Source organism: Vibrio sp. Vb1166 (assembly GCF_033338695.1).
In the GTDB taxonomy this organism is placed as follows: domain Bacteria; phylum Pseudomonadota; class Gammaproteobacteria; order Enterobacterales; family Vibrionaceae; genus Vibrio; species Vibrio alginolyticus.
Genome location: NZ_JAWOTE010000009.1, coordinates 71,235 through 87,116, shown reverse-complemented (window position 1 = coordinate 87,116; position 15,882 = coordinate 71,235). Strand labels below are relative to the sequence as shown.

20 protein-coding genes are annotated in these 15,882 nt (G+C 44.6%); 8 read left to right on the top strand and 12 right to left on the bottom strand.

Annotation, left to right across the window (positions count from 1 at the left end; all coding sequences use genetic code 11):
- Window position 1: 1 nt before the first annotated feature.
- From R7E51_RS11590 to R7E51_RS11555, 8 genes are all read left to right on the top strand, one after another.
- Complete coding sequence (locus R7E51_RS11590) at window positions 2-1,213, top strand: type III secretion system needle length determinant (RefSeq protein ID WP_206958232.1); 1,212 nt, start codon at window positions 2-4, stop codon at window positions 1,211-1,213.
- Window positions 1,210-2,178, top strand: coding sequence for a SctQ family type III secretion system cytoplasmic ring protein VscQ (vscQ, locus tag R7E51_RS11585; RefSeq protein ID WP_025768125.1), 969 nt, complete (start codon window positions 1,210-1,212; stop codon window positions 2,176-2,178). The genes R7E51_RS11590 and vscQ overlap by 4 nt, the downstream gene beginning before the upstream one ends.
- Window positions 2,175-2,825, top strand: coding sequence for a SctR family type III secretion system export apparatus subunit VscR (gene vscR, locus R7E51_RS11580; protein ID WP_005377232.1), 651 nt, complete (start codon window positions 2,175-2,177; stop codon window positions 2,823-2,825). Before vscQ ends, vscR begins: the two co-directional genes overlap by 4 nt.
- A gap of 13 nt (window positions 2,826-2,838) precedes the next feature.
- Window positions 2,839-3,105, top strand: coding sequence for a SctS family type III secretion system export apparatus subunit VscS (vscS, locus tag R7E51_RS11575; protein WP_005377227.1), 267 nt, complete (start codon window positions 2,839-2,841; stop codon window positions 3,103-3,105).
- Window positions 3,102-3,887 carry a type III secretion system export apparatus subunit SctT gene (gene sctT / locus R7E51_RS11570; protein WP_206958230.1) on the top strand — a complete coding sequence of 262 codons (786 nt, stop codon included), beginning with the start codon at window positions 3,102-3,104 and terminating at the stop codon, window positions 3,885-3,887. The genes vscS and sctT overlap by 4 nt, the downstream gene beginning before the upstream one ends.
- Before the next feature lie 15 nt (window positions 3,888-3,902).
- The gene (gene vscU, locus R7E51_RS11565; RefSeq protein WP_206958228.1) at window positions 3,903-4,952 is read left to right on the top strand and encodes a SctU family type III secretion system export apparatus subunit VscU; all 1,050 of its coding nucleotides are present in this window, start codon (window positions 3,903-3,905) and stop codon (window positions 4,950-4,952) included.
- Between the two features lie 102 nt (window positions 4,953-5,054).
- On the top strand, window positions 5,055-5,765 hold the full coding sequence (locus R7E51_RS11560) for a helix-turn-helix domain-containing protein (RefSeq protein ID WP_206958226.1): 711 nt from the start codon (window positions 5,055-5,057) through the stop codon (window positions 5,763-5,765).
- 112 nt (window positions 5,766-5,877) lie between these two features.
- Entirely contained in the window at window positions 5,878-6,774 is an 897-nt protein-coding gene (locus tag R7E51_RS11555) for a DMT family transporter (RefSeq protein WP_206958224.1), read from the top strand.
- Between the two features lie 89 nt (window positions 6,775-6,863).
- On the opposite strand, the gene R7E51_RS11550 is transcribed toward R7E51_RS11555, so the two are convergent.
- The 12 genes from R7E51_RS11550 to R7E51_RS11495 form a co-directional block, all read right to left on the bottom strand.
- The gene (locus R7E51_RS11550) at window positions 6,864-8,342 is read right to left on the bottom strand and encodes a cation transporter (RefSeq protein WP_104979257.1); all 1,479 of its coding nucleotides are present in this window, start codon (window positions 8,340-8,342) and stop codon (window positions 6,864-6,866) included.
- Window positions 8,343-8,351: 9 nt separating this feature from the next.
- Window positions 8,352-8,810 (bottom strand): CesT family type III secretion system chaperone, encoded by a 459-nt coding sequence (locus tag R7E51_RS11545; protein WP_206958222.1) that lies wholly within the window; start codon window positions 8,808-8,810, stop codon window positions 8,352-8,354.
- Between the two features lie 230 nt (window positions 8,811-9,040).
- Window positions 9,041-10,018 carry a type III secretion system effector VopR gene (vopR, locus tag R7E51_RS11540; RefSeq protein WP_206958220.1) on the bottom strand — a complete coding sequence of 326 codons (978 nt, stop codon included), beginning with the start codon at window positions 10,016-10,018 and terminating at the stop codon, window positions 9,041-9,043.
- Between the two features lie 10 nt (window positions 10,019-10,028).
- Window positions 10,029-10,475: a type III secretion system chaperone gene (locus R7E51_RS11535; RefSeq protein WP_025768119.1), complete on the bottom strand. Its 447-nt coding sequence runs from the start codon at window positions 10,473-10,475 to the stop codon at window positions 10,029-10,031.
- Between the two features lie 255 nt (window positions 10,476-10,730).
- A complete protein-coding gene (locus tag R7E51_RS11530; protein ID WP_206958218.1) occupies window positions 10,731-11,894 on the bottom strand; it encodes a VopS family T3SS effector adenosine monophosphate-protein transferase in 1,164 nt (387 codons plus the stop codon).
- A 3-nt stretch (window positions 11,895-11,897) separates the two neighbouring features.
- Complete coding sequence (locus tag R7E51_RS11525; RefSeq protein ID WP_005377206.1) at window positions 11,898-12,329, bottom strand: type III secretion system chaperone; 432 nt, start codon at window positions 12,327-12,329, stop codon at window positions 11,898-11,900.
- 185 nt (window positions 12,330-12,514) lie between these two features.
- The gene (locus R7E51_RS11520; protein WP_053307008.1) at window positions 12,515-13,153 is read right to left on the bottom strand and encodes an HrpE/YscL family type III secretion apparatus protein; all 639 of its coding nucleotides are present in this window, start codon (window positions 13,151-13,153) and stop codon (window positions 12,515-12,517) included.
- A complete protein-coding gene (gene vscK / locus R7E51_RS11515) occupies window positions 13,132-13,797 on the bottom strand; it encodes a SctK family type III secretion system sorting platform protein VscK (protein WP_206958215.1) in 666 nt (221 codons plus the stop codon). Before vscK ends, R7E51_RS11520 begins: the two co-directional genes overlap by 22 nt.
- Window positions 13,790-14,536: a type III secretion system inner membrane ring lipoprotein SctJ gene (gene sctJ, locus R7E51_RS11510; RefSeq protein ID WP_086012989.1), complete on the bottom strand. Its 747-nt coding sequence runs from the start codon at window positions 14,534-14,536 to the stop codon at window positions 13,790-13,792. Before sctJ ends, vscK begins: the two co-directional genes overlap by 8 nt.
- Window positions 14,536-14,880: a type III secretion system inner rod subunit SctI gene (gene sctI, locus R7E51_RS11505; RefSeq protein WP_005387149.1), complete on the bottom strand. Its 345-nt coding sequence runs from the start codon at window positions 14,878-14,880 to the stop codon at window positions 14,536-14,538. The genes sctJ and sctI overlap by 1 nt, the downstream gene beginning before the upstream one ends.
- Window positions 14,881-14,888: 8 nt before the next feature.
- Window positions 14,889-15,524, bottom strand: coding sequence for a YopR family T3SS polymerization control protein (locus tag R7E51_RS11500; protein ID WP_025768115.1), 636 nt, complete (start codon window positions 15,522-15,524; stop codon window positions 14,889-14,891).
- Window positions 15,521-15,880 carry a YscG family type III secretion system chaperone gene (locus R7E51_RS11495; protein WP_005377200.1) on the bottom strand — a complete coding sequence of 120 codons (360 nt, stop codon included), beginning with the start codon at window positions 15,878-15,880 and terminating at the stop codon, window positions 15,521-15,523. The genes R7E51_RS11500 and R7E51_RS11495 overlap by 4 nt, the downstream gene beginning before the upstream one ends.
- Window positions 15,881-15,882 lie beyond the last annotated feature (2 nt).

Sequence of the window (15,882 nt, the reverse complement as noted above, 5' to 3'; positions counted from 1 at the left end):
TATGCGCATTACCCCAACAACTGAAGCATCGAATACGCTGCACAAATCAACGCCAGAACAAGCGCCTCTCGAGAAGGAGGCCGAGCTTCAATCACAATTCGAGCATGCAATGACGAAGAAGCCTAGCAAGGGAAAGGAGTCTATCGTTGGGGATCCCCAAAAAAATCATACTGGCGAAGAAGACATACCGCTAAGGCACAAGACATCTCAAGGTCTAGATAAGAAACCTAACCTATCGAACCAAGAAGCCAACGCTGACAAAAACATCTCCACTTTAAAAGGTAAAAGTGACGTCGTCACTAAGAGAGACATAGAGAAATCGCAAGACGACGCAGCAAATAGCGAAGAAATAATTAGCGAAAACAATAAACTGCTTAAAAATGATGGAAAAAGCGATGGCGACACAGTTCTAAGCTCCCCTTCTACCGAGCGTGTTGATCCTCACTTTCAAGCTCAAGCTCATTTGAAAGATGATAAACCGACGCCGATGGATAAACATACCTCGCCGGATTGTCTCTCTACGCTTGAATCTGGCTTGCTCCCCCAAAGTGCGAAAGCGACAGAGCTCGCTCAAGATGGGATTAACATTGTTGGCTTAACAAAAAAGCAAACTGAAAAAACGCACAATAAGCGTGCAACTCCGCCGCTACAGAATACAGGCAAACGATCAGACCAAACTGATGGCCTGCCTGAAACCAAGCCTCTTGAAAAAATCGAGACGAAAAGCGCACTATTCGCCGTTAAAACGGATGAAGAAAAAGTGCCTTCTCAGCCCTTTGCAAGTGCGGTAACACAAGGCGATGTCATCCTAAAAAGTGTTGCTTCGCAGGCTCAACCAAGCCCAACGCGAGACGTAAACCAATTACTCCAGCAATTGGTGGACAAAATCTATGTTGCTCTGCCAACCGCATCGGACAACAAAGAGGTTCGGCTGTTTCTAAGTGAAGGGCAATTAAAAGGTGGTGAAATCCACATCAAGTTGGACGCTCAAGGGTATAGCGTGACGATTCGACAAGAGCATGCCCTTTCCATTATTAGCCAGCAAGCTAGACAAGATCTTGCTGAACGGCTAAACCGATTCGGCGGTGAGCAGCCACTTCGCTTAGCGATCAGCGAACAAACTCAACAGCTCGATCAACAACAACATGAACAACAACACTCACGCCAACAACGCAGCGTGTATGAAGAATGGCAAGCGGAGAATGACCTATGACGCCGTTAATAATACCCAAAGTGGATGCAGAAAGTATCGCGCTCAGCAATCAACTTTGTGCAAAACAGTGCCACTTCCAAGGGACTGATGGTCAGAGCGTATCGATTACTGTTGCTCAAATCCCTTCATTTGAAGGGTTCCGTTTAACCACGTTGATTGGAGGGCAAACCCTACAAGTAGACTTTTCTCGTGCGCAGCTCCAACATTGGCTGAAATCGACCTTAAATGCTACTGCGTTTGAGTCCCTGCCTAACTCCCTCCAGTTAGCACTTTTGAGCTCACAGATAGAACCGCATAGTGAGGCAATCAAAGCGCTATTTGGTCAGTTACCCATTCTTAGTCAACTACAGCCGTTAGAGGCGAGCCAGGCCCAAGAGCATACTTTAATGTTAACCCTCAATAAGCCTAACGGCTCTCTTTGTTTGTGGGTTAGCGAAGGATCAGACGTGTTGTTGGATGCGCTACCAAACAGCGCTGCTCTACAAGCTCGACACCTCGCTTTACCTGTGTGGTTAAGTCTTGGAAGGACCCATTTGACGTTAAGCGAATTTAATTCGCTCGAGCTGGGAGATGTCATCTTTTTTGACGATGGTTACATCGCCAAGCAACAAGCCATTTTTCAAGTATCTAACCAGAATCTCTGGCGCTGCCAGCTAGATGACCAAACTCTTCACATTATTGAAAAAGAAACCAATATGAATGACGTAAACACTTCAGAAATGTTAACCGACCACCAGCAACTGCCTGTGGAACTCACGTTTGATATCGGCCATCAAACCATCACGCTAGAGCAGCTTAACCAGCTTCAGCCAGGGTACGTATTCGAGCTAAACCAGCCTGTATCTAAGCCGGTAACATTGCGTGCCAACGGCAAAATCATTGGTGAGTGTGAACTGGTTAATGTTAACGAACATTTAGGTGTGCGCGTACTGGAGCTGTTCGGTGGCACGCAGGAGCCAGCATGATCCAGTTACCCGACGAGCTCAATCTCATTGTCAGCTTAGCACTGCTGGCACTGATCCCATTTATCGCCATGATGGCGACGTCGTTTGTGAAACTCGCCGTTGTATTCTCACTGCTGCGTAACGCTCTCGGTGTACAGCAAATTCCGCCGAATATGGCGCTTTACGGATTGGCCATCATTCTGTCAATTTTCATCATGGCTCCCGTCGGGTTTGAAACCTACGACTACGTAAAGCAGCATGATATCTCCCTTGAAGATTCTGCAAGTGTAGAAGGCCTCATTGAAAGCGGTTTACAGCCTTATCGAGAATTTTTGAAAAAGCATATTCGGGAAACCGAAGCCATATTCTTCACTGATGCTGCACGCACATTGTGGCCACAGAAGTACGTAGACCGTTTAGAGTCGGACAGTTTATTGCTCTTACTGCCCGCATTTACCGTCAGCGAGCTTACTCGCGCTTTTGAAATTGGCTTTCTGTTGTACTTACCGTTCATCGCTATTGACCTAATTGTGTCGAATATCCTACTCGCGATGGGGATGATGATGGTATCGCCAATGACGATTTCCCTCCCCTTCAAATTGTTGCTTTTTGTCTTGCTTGACGGCTGGACAAAGCTCACCCACGGCTTAGTGTTGAGTTACGGTTAATCACGGAGAAAGTATGCATTCTGCTGAAATCATTCATTTCACGACTCAAGCATTAACCCTAGTGTTGTACTTGTCATTACCGCCGATTTTAGTCGCAGCATTGGTTGGTACATTGGTGTCGCTTATTCAGGCGTTAACTCAGGTCCAAGAACAAACGTTAGGCTTTGTGGTCAAACTTATCGCGGTCATTATTACGCTGTTCGTCACAACGCAATGGCTAGGGGCAGAGCTCCACGCCTTCGCCTCGCTTGCTATGGATAAAATTCCTCAAATACGATGAGTTATCACGACTTACACCAGGCTTTATTTTTGTACAGCCTGACGTTACCTCGGTTAATGGCATGCTTCATCTTTTTGCCTATTTTGAGCAAGCAAATGTTAGGCGGCACCATGGTGAGAAATGGTGTGCTTTGCTCACTCGCACTGTTTATATTTCCGATGATTAATCAGCAAAGCTTGCCCACAGAAACCGACGGCATTTGGCTGATAATGATTTTGGGTAAGGAGGTATTAATTGGGCTATTGATAGGGTTTGTTGCTGCTATCCCTTTTTGGGCGATAGAAGCGGCCGGTTTTCTGGTCGACAACCAACGTGGGGCTGCCATGGCAAGTATGTTTAACCCAACGCTAGGCTCACAATCCACACCAACAGCGGTATTACTGACCCAAACGTTGATTACCCTGTTCTTCTCTGGTGGGGGCTTTGTCACTTTTATCTATGCGTTATTCAAAAGCTATACATCTTGGCCGATCGTGGACTTTTTCCCAACCGTTAGCGACGCATGGGTTAGCTTCTTCTACGCGCAATTTGAACAGCTTATGTGGCTTGGTGTGTTGATGTCCGCTCCACTAGTGTTGGCAATGTTTCTTGCTGAGTTTGGTCTGGCGCTTATCAGTCGTTTTGCACCGCAATTGAATGTTTTTTTCCTTGCCATGCCAATAAAAAGTGCCATCGCGAGTGTTTTACTGATCGTGTATCTCGGAATAATGATGGATCACTTTGAAGTACAGTTTTACGGCATTACCCGATTCGCAGAACAACTCAATACCATTTGGCAATAACGCTTAGGATTCTTTATGAGTGCAGAAAAAACAGAGCAACCCACCGCAAAAAAGTTACGCGATGCTCGACAGAAAGGTCAGGTTGCCAAAAGCCAAGAAATCGTATCGTCTGCATTAATTTTGGCGCTCATAATTGTACTGTTTGCGTTCGCCGATTATTACATGTCGCACATCTCAGCGCTTATTCTCCTACCAAGTAAGCTTGCTTATCAGGGTTTCCAAGATGCGCTAGTCGATGTCGCTATCGCCATCGCAAAAGAAATTGCCTATCTACTCGCTCCGATTATTCTGGTTGCTGCACTCGTCGCCATCTTTTCCAATATGGGGCAGTTCGGGTTCCTATTTAGTGGTGAATCCGTTAAACCCGACATCAAAAAGATCAATCCCGTCGAAGGGGCCAAACGCATTTTTTCCCTTAAGAGTGTGATTGAGTTTATCAAGTCGATCCTTAAAGTCTCTCTTCTTTCCTGCATTATCTGGGTGACATTACGCGGTAACATCAACGCTTTAATGCAAATTCCAACTTGTGGGCTAGAATGTGTCCCGACCATTACTGGCGTCATGATTAAACAATTAATGATTATCTCTTCGGTAGGCTTCATCGTCATCGCTGCCGCAGATTTTGCGTACCAGAAATTTGATCACACGAAAAAGCTCAAAATGAGCAAGGACGAAGTGAAGCGCGAATACAAAGAGATGGAAGGCAGTCCAGAAATAAAAAGCAAACGTCGTCAGTTGCACCAAGAGCTACAAGCCTCCAATCAGCGCGAAAACGTTAAACGTTCTAATGTATTAGTTACAAACCCAACACATATCGCGGTTGGCCTTTATTACAAGAAAGGCGAAACGCCCCTGCCCGTCATCACTTTGATGGAAACCGAGGCGGTAGCCAAACGTATGGTCTCAATCGCTAAAGAAGAAGGCGTTCCTGTGATGCAAAAAGTCCCTCTTGCTCGTGCACTATACGCCGACGGCAACGTCGACCAGTACATCCCAAGCGATCTTATTGAAGCAACTGCGGAAGTGCTTCGTTGGTTGGCCTCGTTAGAGTCCGAGGCGGACTGACAAACCACATCCCATTCAAGATCTGGGCTTACAACTGCCCAGCTTTCAACCTCGATACTTTCAACGCTATAATGCGGTATCCTTTAACTGTATGTTGTTTTTATGAAATCTAGCTTAAGCATTCGCTCCTACACGAAACGTATGAGCCGACATACTCATAGTGATTATCATCAACTGGTGCTTCCTCTCCAGGGCAACATACATATTGATATGGATAGTTATGTCGGAAAGGTGGCGGTTGGCGACTGCATAGTCATCCCCAAAAGTTGTGCTCACGGTTTTAATGCCGAAGAGTCATCACGCTTTATTGTTGCGGATATGACCACTTTGCCCACTCATTTGATGGATAATAGTGTGGCTGTGTTTTCGATTAGCCCGCCTCTACTGAGCTTTATCCAATTTGTCGAAAAGCAACTTGAGTATCAGGTTAATGATGAAATTGAAAACTCAATGGTTGCAACCTTCTATCTGTTGCTAGAGCAGCAAAAGCGGTCTCGCTCCGTAGATTCGCGTATTCGAGATGTACAGGTTGTGATCGCCGAGCAGCTTGATCAGCCACTCACCATTGCCTCATTAGCGAATGCCGCTTGCTTGAGTCCGACGCAGTTTAAAAAGCTTTTTAAAGAGCAATTAAAAGTAAGCGTCCATAAGTACATTACACTACAACGTATGGAAAAAGCCAAAGCACTACTGACTCATACAGACCTTCCAGTTCAGTTGATAGCTGAACGAGTTGGCTATAGTGACCTTTCCGCGTTTAGTCGACGGTTTTCAATGCATTTTGGTATGTCTCCTAGAGAGTTTTCCCGATAGTCACTAAAATAGTCTTCTGGAACAAGTATTCCGTCTTTTCAGCACAAAACTCTCTATCGCTTTCTTTTATTCTTTCTACCCTAAAACAGCCATTCACTAGGTAGAAACTACAGTGTTAAAAAAACATTTCACCGACTATCAATTAGGAACTTTATCCATACTTTTTGCTTCAACCCTGTGGGGGACGACGGGCACCGCTGCTAGCTTGGCACCGGATGTCAGTGCTCTCGCCATTGGCGCATTTTCTATGGGTATTGGTGGTTTTATGCAAGCATGTCTATCTGCGAAGTCACTGAAGAGAGATTTTCGAAAAGTCGTACATAAGAAGAAAACGTTACTGATTAGTATTATCGCCTTAGCCACCTACCCACTGGCTTTTTATTCATCAATGCGATTCGCTGGTGTGGCTATTGGTACGGTTATTTCTATCTCCACTGCACCTTTCTTTTCTGCTTTGTTAGAGTGTCTCTTTAGCCGAAATCAGACCATAACCAAGCGCTGGGTGATGAGTTTCACAATCGGGGTCATTGGTATTACCTTGTTGTTGGCTTCTGAGTCATCCGCAAATAGCTTATTTGATCATGATATGAAGCATTGGGGTGTATTACTTGGCCTATTGGCAGGTCTGACGTACGCCATTTACTCATGGGGAGTAAAGGCTATGATTGACCACGGCATTGAATCGCAAACGGCCATGGGAAGTGTTTTTGGTATTGGTGGAGTTTTGCTTCTACCAACACTTTTCATCACGGGTGATAATCTATTTGCATCGTCAACTAATACGACGGTCATGCTCTACATGGCCTTGATTCCAATGGGGTTAGGTTACGTCGCTTTTGGGTTTGGGCTACGGTTTGTTACAGCCAGTGGAGCTAGCATACTCACGCTATTTGAACCTGTTATCGCAGCAGCACTAGCAGTTGCGATTGTTGGGGAAGAAATTTCTTTCATTGGTTGGGTTGGTATAACGTTGACACTTGTGTGTTTGTTTCTTCAGTCGAAAAGTTAAATTCAACCGATATTAGCCAGCCCCAAAAAGGAACGCTGACGGTAGATAAAGTAAGGAGCAGCACCTACTCCCTACTTTACCATTTGAAATTACACCCAGCCTTCTGCCAAGTACATCAATCGCAATTGACTTGGTGAGCCTAATTTTTCTAGCGCATCTAACTGGACGTCACTCAGGTTTGGGCATTTATCAAGATAAACTCGTCCGTTTGCTGCATCTAGGGGGAGCTTGTAGGTGAGCTTTTCGTTTATTTTACTTGCTTCCCCTTTGTCAATCGCTCGAACAGCTGGCATGAGCCAATCCCAATCTTCTCCTAACAGTTTTTTAAACGCCCCGTTAGCAATAGACTCGGTTTTACTTGGTGCATCCTCTGGGCTTAGCTTCAAGATAGAGTCTACGTCAGGAACCAAGTGCTCACTTGGCTCTGAACCCAACATCTTTTTCAGTGTTAATCGCGCGGCTTCCATCTCTTGTGCCTCTTTAGGCGCTTGAGGAGAAGTCATTGCAGTATTCTCCTTAGGACCAAGGTACGCCATTAATGCGCGGACAGAAGCCGGATCTTGCATACTGAAGGTAAAGTCTCCTTTTGCATTGGAAACTTCAAGTCTAGGTAAAACACCAGACATTTCACCTTGCATAAGTTGCTCTTTTACTTCCGTATTTAACCCGTATGCCCCAGCTTGGTTCGCCACAAAACCACCGCCGCTCATGATAGCAGTCGTTGCCGCAGAACCGATTGCCTCTTTTGCTATCGGTGTGACGCCCACCGTTGCTACAGAGCTAACACCGAACGTGCCCAGGCTCCCCGTCGCCATACCTAACGTAGCTCCAATGCCACCTTCAGCCGACAGTATCGCATGACCTTGAGCCAAGGTTTGCTGCATCGGCATAGAAAGACGTTGATCTCGCCCTGGCAGCTGTGAAATTTGTTCTAACTGATGATGGTAAGCCTCAGCATCACCATTTACGGCCGCTTTGTGCAACTCTCGACCTGTAGAAATCAATAAGCCAACGCCAGGTAATGCCAAGTTAATAACGGCGTTAACACCAGAACCTTTTAGCTTTTCTTTGCCCATCTGTAGCAGTTCAGCAGCGAAGCCATCCATTTTTCCTGGATACTGGGCTTCTAAACTCACCTGCATACGCGGATCTTTGCTGATCGAATCAAACGTATTTTTAAGCTGCTGGTACGTATCGCTGCTCACTTTTATTTCATCCAATAGGCTGACAACTTCTAAGATTTTACGCTCAGTAAGTGGCTCACCGCGATAGCCTGAAGGACTCACTAGGGAGTAAGCCAACAGCGCAACCTCAGGTTTTTCTTGCTTAAGTAGCGCCTGCTTTAAATCAAGGTGAGTTTTGATGTTTTCTTGGAAAAACTTAGTGTATTTGCTTCTCAATACGCCTTCGTGAATAGAAGCAAACTTATGACCTTTGTGGAATGTGGAAGGTTCTTTTACTTCACCTCTTTTACTGATCACTCGGTCATCTTTTTGCGCAGCAACTGCACGAAACTGTTCTAGATCAGGTACTGGGCTTTGGCTGATTTTTTGTGTTGTATTAACCATTTTTCTCTCCTACACACGAAGTGATTGAACATGAGCTTGTTCATGATTAGAGGTGGTTGGAATCGCTTGATCCAACATTGCGAAACGCGCTTGCCACAGCTCGGTCTGTTCAATAACTTCGTGAAACCAAGCGGTAAGGTTCGTCGTATTTAGATGCTCAACGGGTTTACGTCCTGCTAAGACAAGCTGTCGACCATTTGGAGCTAAAGCAAGTGCGAGGTTGCCACTACCAATTCCTTGATAGTTAGCATGAGCAAGAAGCTCTAAACCTTTTAGTCGTTGTTCACCGGATTTTTCTAACCCTCCGAACGTTACAGACAACATCAAATCATCCGTATCTGTCGCGATGAAATACAACATGTAGCGATCATCGACCAGTAGCTGACAACGTTCATTTTCTTCAAAATTCAGTTCGGGCAACTCATTGAGTTGGCAAAACTCCAAGAGCAGTTGTTGAATCGTGTTCATAACTTTTTCCTTTTGTTTCAATAACTCTATTGAACAACGATTGCAGATTGAACGATGTCGGTAATGGCTTTATTTTTGTCACTTTTTCGCCTTCATTGTGAGGTTTTCCGCAGAAATCTCGCTCTAAAATCGAGTTGCCAGAGTAATAAAAAAGAGCAGCTCAGAGCTGCTCTTTCAATAAAGGTTAGATGCTTAGCATGGTGTATTTGCTCACTTCTTTTGCAGATTGACTAACCCAGTTTATGGCTATCAAAAATGACTTCTGTTGGCGGGAACATATTCGAAACAGGTGGTCGTTGTGCATCTCCAAACATTGGTGCACCGAATGCAGATGTCGCCCACGGGTCAACAATTTTCACATCCTTACTCCACGTTGATGGATCTTTTATGTCGCTCCCCTCTTGTCGACCAACCAATACATAAAGGTGTGTACCTGAATGACCCTTTTTAAACGCAACCACTTCTACTTTGGGTTCACTTTCAGGTGTTCCTGACATGCCTTGAATCATCTCAGCGGCGGCAGCAAAGGCAAATGTAGTACAGCAGCCGGCTTTCGCGGTTTGTACTGCCTTAGCAATGTTCTGTAGAGTGCTTAATTGCGGTGCGGTTCCTCTTTGTGCTGCAGCTTGAACTCCGTTTGCGGACATCGTCGCTCTGTGATCTTGCATGATTCGCGCTTGATCCGCGTGAAGCTCTTTTAGTCGTGGCTTTCCTTTTGTTTCATAAAACTGTGACCCCTTAACACCGAACGTATTTAAGTCCGTACAGGCAAAATCACCAAGCTTTTGAAGGTTGGCTTTATGTTCGTTGATAAGCGCGGCACTCGATGAAGCTTTATTGGTTTTGGAAGATGAGGCTGCCGTTTGTGCAGTGGGCCAATTTGAGCTAGGACCAGACGACAATCTCTCAAGATTTTTCAGGCTCCCAAGCGTTAACTTGTTTTCACCGTTCAACACATTTTTCAGCATGAGCTTCGCAACATCTTTAGGAATACCCTGCTTAGTAAGCAGGTTCACTACAATATCTTTCGCTTTATTCTGGTGGCTAATACGCGCGCTGATACTTTTATTTTTTGGTGCGCCCTCTTTAACAAAAATATCTTTACCGTTGTGTGCTCGAACCTCTTTGTCGTCAGCTTGATTTTGTGTCGCCAAATGTGACGTTAACTGACTCAACGAGTGCATTTGCGATGTATTAATATTGACCATGTGTGATGCCTTAAACTTGAATAAATGCGTGTACGTCTGTTTGGCTAAAATCTACAACCGTGTTGTTTTGAAATAACTGTCCCCAAGTATCAACTAATTCGTTCAACTGAATGATTAAGTTAGCAATGTTGGTGAGTTCACTTCCAGTCGCGATAGCAACTTGAAGAACAACGTCTTTGCGTGTTGGATTCACACAAAACTGCACACCACCTGTTTCTCGATACAAAAAGTTGTATTCAAGTAAAACTTGAAGTTTATCTAGCGTAATATCATCTTGTTCTATAAGCAGGTTTTTGGAAATCAATAACTCGCCTTTTTCCTCTACGAGCAGAACATCGACACTGTTGTTTTCAGCAAAATGCAGTGACCACATTTGATCGTCATACGCTGTCACGCGCTCAAGGTTCAGCACTTCTCCTAGCTCAGAGAGAAGCATATTAATCTTTCCTGTATCCATGTTGTGTCCTGTCTAATTTATTATAACTAAGTGACATCGATATATTTATTTCAGCGAAGCCACTTGGGTATAACGGCTCATTTAAATAAGCGAATAAGGATAAAAGAGATTTTATGGCGAGATAGAAACCGACACTTTATTTCAACGTCTCATTTTTATTGCTATTAGCCGTTTTATTGAGAAGAAAAATTAAGGTTAAGCTGGAAAATAAAAGAGCGGCAATCGCCGCTCCAAAAATTAAATAGAAGTAGAAAATCACTTAATACCGTGAAGGCTATTTTCTGCATCCATAACTAAAGGATTGAACGAGTCGTTACGAAGTTCTGCTATCGCGTATAGCATGCGCCCCATGCGACCATTTCCATCGGTAAAGCCATGGTACCCGATAACTCCGGCGAACAAATGTTTACCTAAGTCTTTATCTTCTACAGGGTTCTCTTTCAAAAAGCCTTCAATGTGCTGCTTTAACATGCCCTCACCGCCAATACTTGACGGCAAAGTGCCACCCGAAATATTTGGCCCTCGGTAATCACGCTCAACATTAGGCACCAATCGAGCGTGTAGCTCTTTTAGGTTTTCCATATTCAATAAGTCTTTACCATTAGACGCGTATTCTTTCAGTAAAGACGTAATATTTTCGGCATCGTTTCCTTTAGAGTTAGAAGCATTAATGATCCACGCCGCAGCTCTTTCAACATTATTGGTTACGCCACTTTTGTTAAACGCATCCTCCGCCAGTCCTTCTGCGTATACACCTTGGCTTAGATCGGTGCTTGCTAGACCTTCGATATGACGTTGCGCCGATTTAAGATGCATCACCTCCATATCAAACACCGCTTGCATTTGATTAATGCTACCTGCCGGGTTTTTCTGCGCTGCAGATACACCACCGCCGTAGTCTTTTACTACACGTCCAGCAAGCGACTTCGCTGCACTTTCGCCAATCAGTGATGTGAGGTTTTTACCAGAATCGGTTTCTAACATTGCCTCTGTCATCGCTCGCTCTGCTAACTGGTTTAGCTCAGCAGAGTTCGACTGAACTGATTTACTGTCTAACTTCGCAAAGGCATTTAAGACATCTGATGCGGTTTTTATGCTTCCATCCTTGAAGAACATTTGTCCATGCTCAACAGAAGAAGCAGCTTGTAAACGCTGAGCTTGTCCTTGCTCATTATCAAATACGGTTTTTGTAAGGGCTTTCGCTACCGATTGTGGGCTACCTTCGCGAAACAGTTTTCCTGTCGCTTCAAAAAATCGCGCTACTGCACCATTCGTAGGATTGGCGCGAGTAAATTCTTGGGTCGCTGCGTTGATTTGGTATTCTTTGCCACCAATACTCAGCTTACCTTCGTTAAGTATCTCGTTACGAGCTTGCGGCATGGCGGCCTGCAACGCGCTACCACTTCCAAAACTGATCATGTTTTAAACCCTTAATGTGGAAAAATGAGTGGTATTCGTTTCCGGTACTTCGGTTGTTTTATTGGTTACTTCTTGTGTATTCGCACTTTTTAACCACTCGATGAAATTCGCAAATGACTCATCGAAAAAAGATGCAGTTAGCAGTTGCTGAGGCAGGTGTATGAAACCGATATATCCGGTCTCTTCCTCCCAGCATACCGCTGGAGAGCCTTGCGTTAAGGCATCTTTCATATGTTGATGCAAAATATCAGCACTCGGTTTATTACCTGAAATCAGCCCGATAAGCGTCACACGATCTTCTTGTGCACGAATTGTGATTGCTGTGTTTTGCTCAACGAGTAGATGGCAACAATCATCCTCATCAAAAACCAACGGCTCCAATTGGCAGCGGCTGGCAAAATCTGTCAGTAAAGAAGTTATAAATCCATTAGCCATTCGACTAAATAATCCTATTTTTGTTGTTTTAGAGGCGCTGCTTGGTTGCAACACTTATCAACTAAGCAGCTTTCTTAGGTGTATTCTTAAGGATTTATGGCAGTGAATATTTTAGAAATGGTCGGATTTTTTTTGTTTAAAGGCATTAAAATGAAAAAACTCAGCAAGTGCTGAGTTTTTAAGGTTTATTCATGAATCGTAATTTTACGCTCGCTGAGCTGCTTCACCATAGCTTGCTTTAACGCATGCAGCTGTCCATCAATACTGGCGTCGATGATCCCAACTTCTGTTTCCAAAATGCAGCCTCCATTTTTCAAGCGCGCATCTGCTACCACGTCAACGTAACCGACTTCAGGGAAATCACTTAATACACCAGCCACCTTTTCCCTCACCTCAACAACCTGCTCTGGGTGGACATGTAAAATGACCTGCTTTTGGTTGCTCACCAGTTGCAACGCTTCTCGAACTACACTCACCGTGGTATCGACATCATCGAAGGTATCGATGATCTTACGTACTGCTTCTAACACCACATCTGTCATTTTTTCTTCGACTTGCTGATAGTAGTCATTACAACGTGCTAAAGTTTCAACCATCGTTTGCGCATTTTCAATCTTGGCTTGTGCAAGGCCATCTTGATAACCACGTTGTTTTTCGGTTTCGTAGGCTTGCTGGGCATTAGCAATGATGCTCTCAGCTTTGGAGTTCGCGGCTTCAACTAAGTGTTGCGAATCCAGATAACTGGCATAATCTTTCGCTTTCAGCACCTTTAAGCCAGGTGCCAGCTGCAAATTGTCTGTTTTTATTTCAACAAATGAAACCATTGAGGAATAACCTGTTTTGCGATTTTTTTTGTGAGTCGATACGCCAGATCTCGTTGATCCGCTTCCAACCAGTTAGCTGTTTCCGCGTTTTCGCTAAGTTGCTTTTCCAATTTGAATTGCCAACGAAGAACAACATCTTCTGGTGAGTTAATCAAAATAAACCTCATCCAAAAATATCCTAGCGCCCTCATGCTTGCTTCAACAGACCTTTCATCCAGTAGTTCTGGTAACGCACGCTGCCAGCCTTGCGGCCAACTGGATAACAGCATCGGCCCGTTTTGAATTAAGAACCGAGCGCCTTCCAAACCAAAAACGTTGTTCAAAACCTGTTTCGGATGTTTTAAAACAACGCTTCGCATCGCAACGCAATGCAAAGCTCCACCCACCATCAATACGAGTTGATTCAACGCGTCTGTCGGGAGCAATGCCAAACTATGACAAGGTCTGTTAAAAGCCGTCTCAGGAACGGGAGATAACGTCCACTCATTGATACACCATTGGTTGAACATGGGGTTATCTCTCCAACCTTCGATATTTAGTAACCAAGGCTGCTTTTGCTCTATCCAACTTCTATGGATGTACTGGCAAGGCGCATAGTTAAACTGGTGTTGTACCTGCGCGAGTGGTGTTTCTGGTTTAACCACGCTTCGTGTTCCTACGACACCATGTAAAAGTAGCGATATTCGAGCCGATGAGTGCCGCTACCAAGAACACCAAAATAGCGATAAGATTATTCGCCGTCTCTTTGGTGACCTGAACCGACAAAATGCTTTTAAATTGATTGTTTTGAGTAGCAACTCGAACCTCTGATGAGGGTACCATCACTACGCTGATTCGATCGTAGTTCAACCCCTCAATACTATTGTTCACTAATAATTTGATCTGCGGAACATATGAATCAAGCGCAATATCCGCCGCGTGTTTAATAAATACGGAGGCAGAAGCTGGAGTTGGACGCTCTCCTGGACGCAGATCTTGATCTTCCAAAACAACATGAACACGTGCCACCAGCACACCATCAATCTGAGATAAGGTTGAGGAGAGCTCTTGAGATTTCGCGTACACCAAACGTGCTCGCTCTGCTAATGGTGACGAGATCAAATCGTCTTTGGGAAACACCTCTTTCAGTGTGGAAAACTGCTCTCTTGGATAACCTTTTCGCTTTAGCGCGTCTACCGCGAAGGCGATTTGAGAACTGTCTACCATTAACTTGACGGTGTTGTCTTTGTCAGGCTCTTTTGTTGCAACGACACCTTCGGATAGTAAGATCGACAACATCTCATTACCCTCTTTCTGAGTAACGTTGGTGTATAACTCGGTCTGACAACCTACCAGAAACAACGTGAGCATGATGAAAACTGCTCTCATTTTATTCATCATCACTATTGTGCCTTCAATAAGGTTTCTACGTTTTGTGTGGTTTTACCCACGGTTTTCGCGATCAGCTCTTCTTGAAAAGTAATGCGTGTCAGCGCCCACTGCATTTGCAGTAATTGCGCCGGATCATCACCCACCATCTTCATGTTGTCTTGCAGGTTACTTTTCGCGTTATCGATAGTGTTTTTCAACTCGCTGATGTTTTCTAGCAAACCTCCCTCCAGGCCATTACTTGCCTCGGGAACCGACATGGCTTGCTCAAAACGTTCGCTTAAACCGTCTTCGACTTGCGCATCCTGTAACTTATCAATGTTGGTTTGCATCACCTCGGTGTACTGCGTGTTTATCATATGTACTCCTAAGATAAATCTAACTTGTGACTGTGAGTCATGATGTTTTTCACCATCGCATTTTTTTGGATCATGAAGCTAAGTTCATCACGAACCATGTCCAGTGTTGATGCCATATCAGGTAACGACTTCAACTCTGCCCAGCAATGCCATAAGGCTTGTTCTTTCTGGGCACCCAGTGGAAAATGCTGCGCTAGCATTGCTTTTAGTGCTGTTTTATCAGCAGGTGGTTCGGCAATAAGCTGTCCCGAAAAATTCCCTAGTAACTCCTGCTTCAACACCTTTAACAAATCAGATTGTGGCTGCTCGTTGCCTTTTGCACTCTTCGCCTCATGAAAGGCGTACCACATTGCCTCTCGTTTAACTTGAGGGTCGGAGAACGCTTCATTTAACGATGATAAGACACTTTGTTTACTGACAACCTCTGCGTCTTTTAATGATTCGTACCACGCTTTAATCTCCGCCAGTTTGGCTTCTGTTTTCTCTAGCGTCTCTTTTGGAGAAACATGTGAAACTTGCTCTTGCTTGTCACTTCGCTCCATGAGTGCTTTCATCTTGTCTTCATCGCTCCGCTCATAATGGCGCGACTCCGACTGACGCAAAGATTGGTGTTGAAGACTTAGGTTACTTGAATCAATTATCATCCAAGATTCCTAATGTCCTGAGAAAAGCTCGCAGCAAATGCTTGGCTTTCTTCGCTTCCTTGTGACGCAAGTTCTACCCAGCTTTCCGCTTTGCTCAGTAAACCGGCTTTGGCAGAAGCAAGAGCCGCTAAGCTGATCAGATCTGGATAGGCATTACAAAGTGGTTCGAGTAATTGATGAGCCTCTTCATACAAGCCTTTATTCATGAGGCTCATTGCACGAATCATCGCAACGGTCTCTTCAGAACCTGAGCTTGCTTCAAGGCCATCTGCAATCGTGTTGGCTTCTTGATGACGATGCATACCTGTTGCCATCAGCGCGATTTCAGCCAGCAGTTGGCGCGTTTCTCGTTCCATGC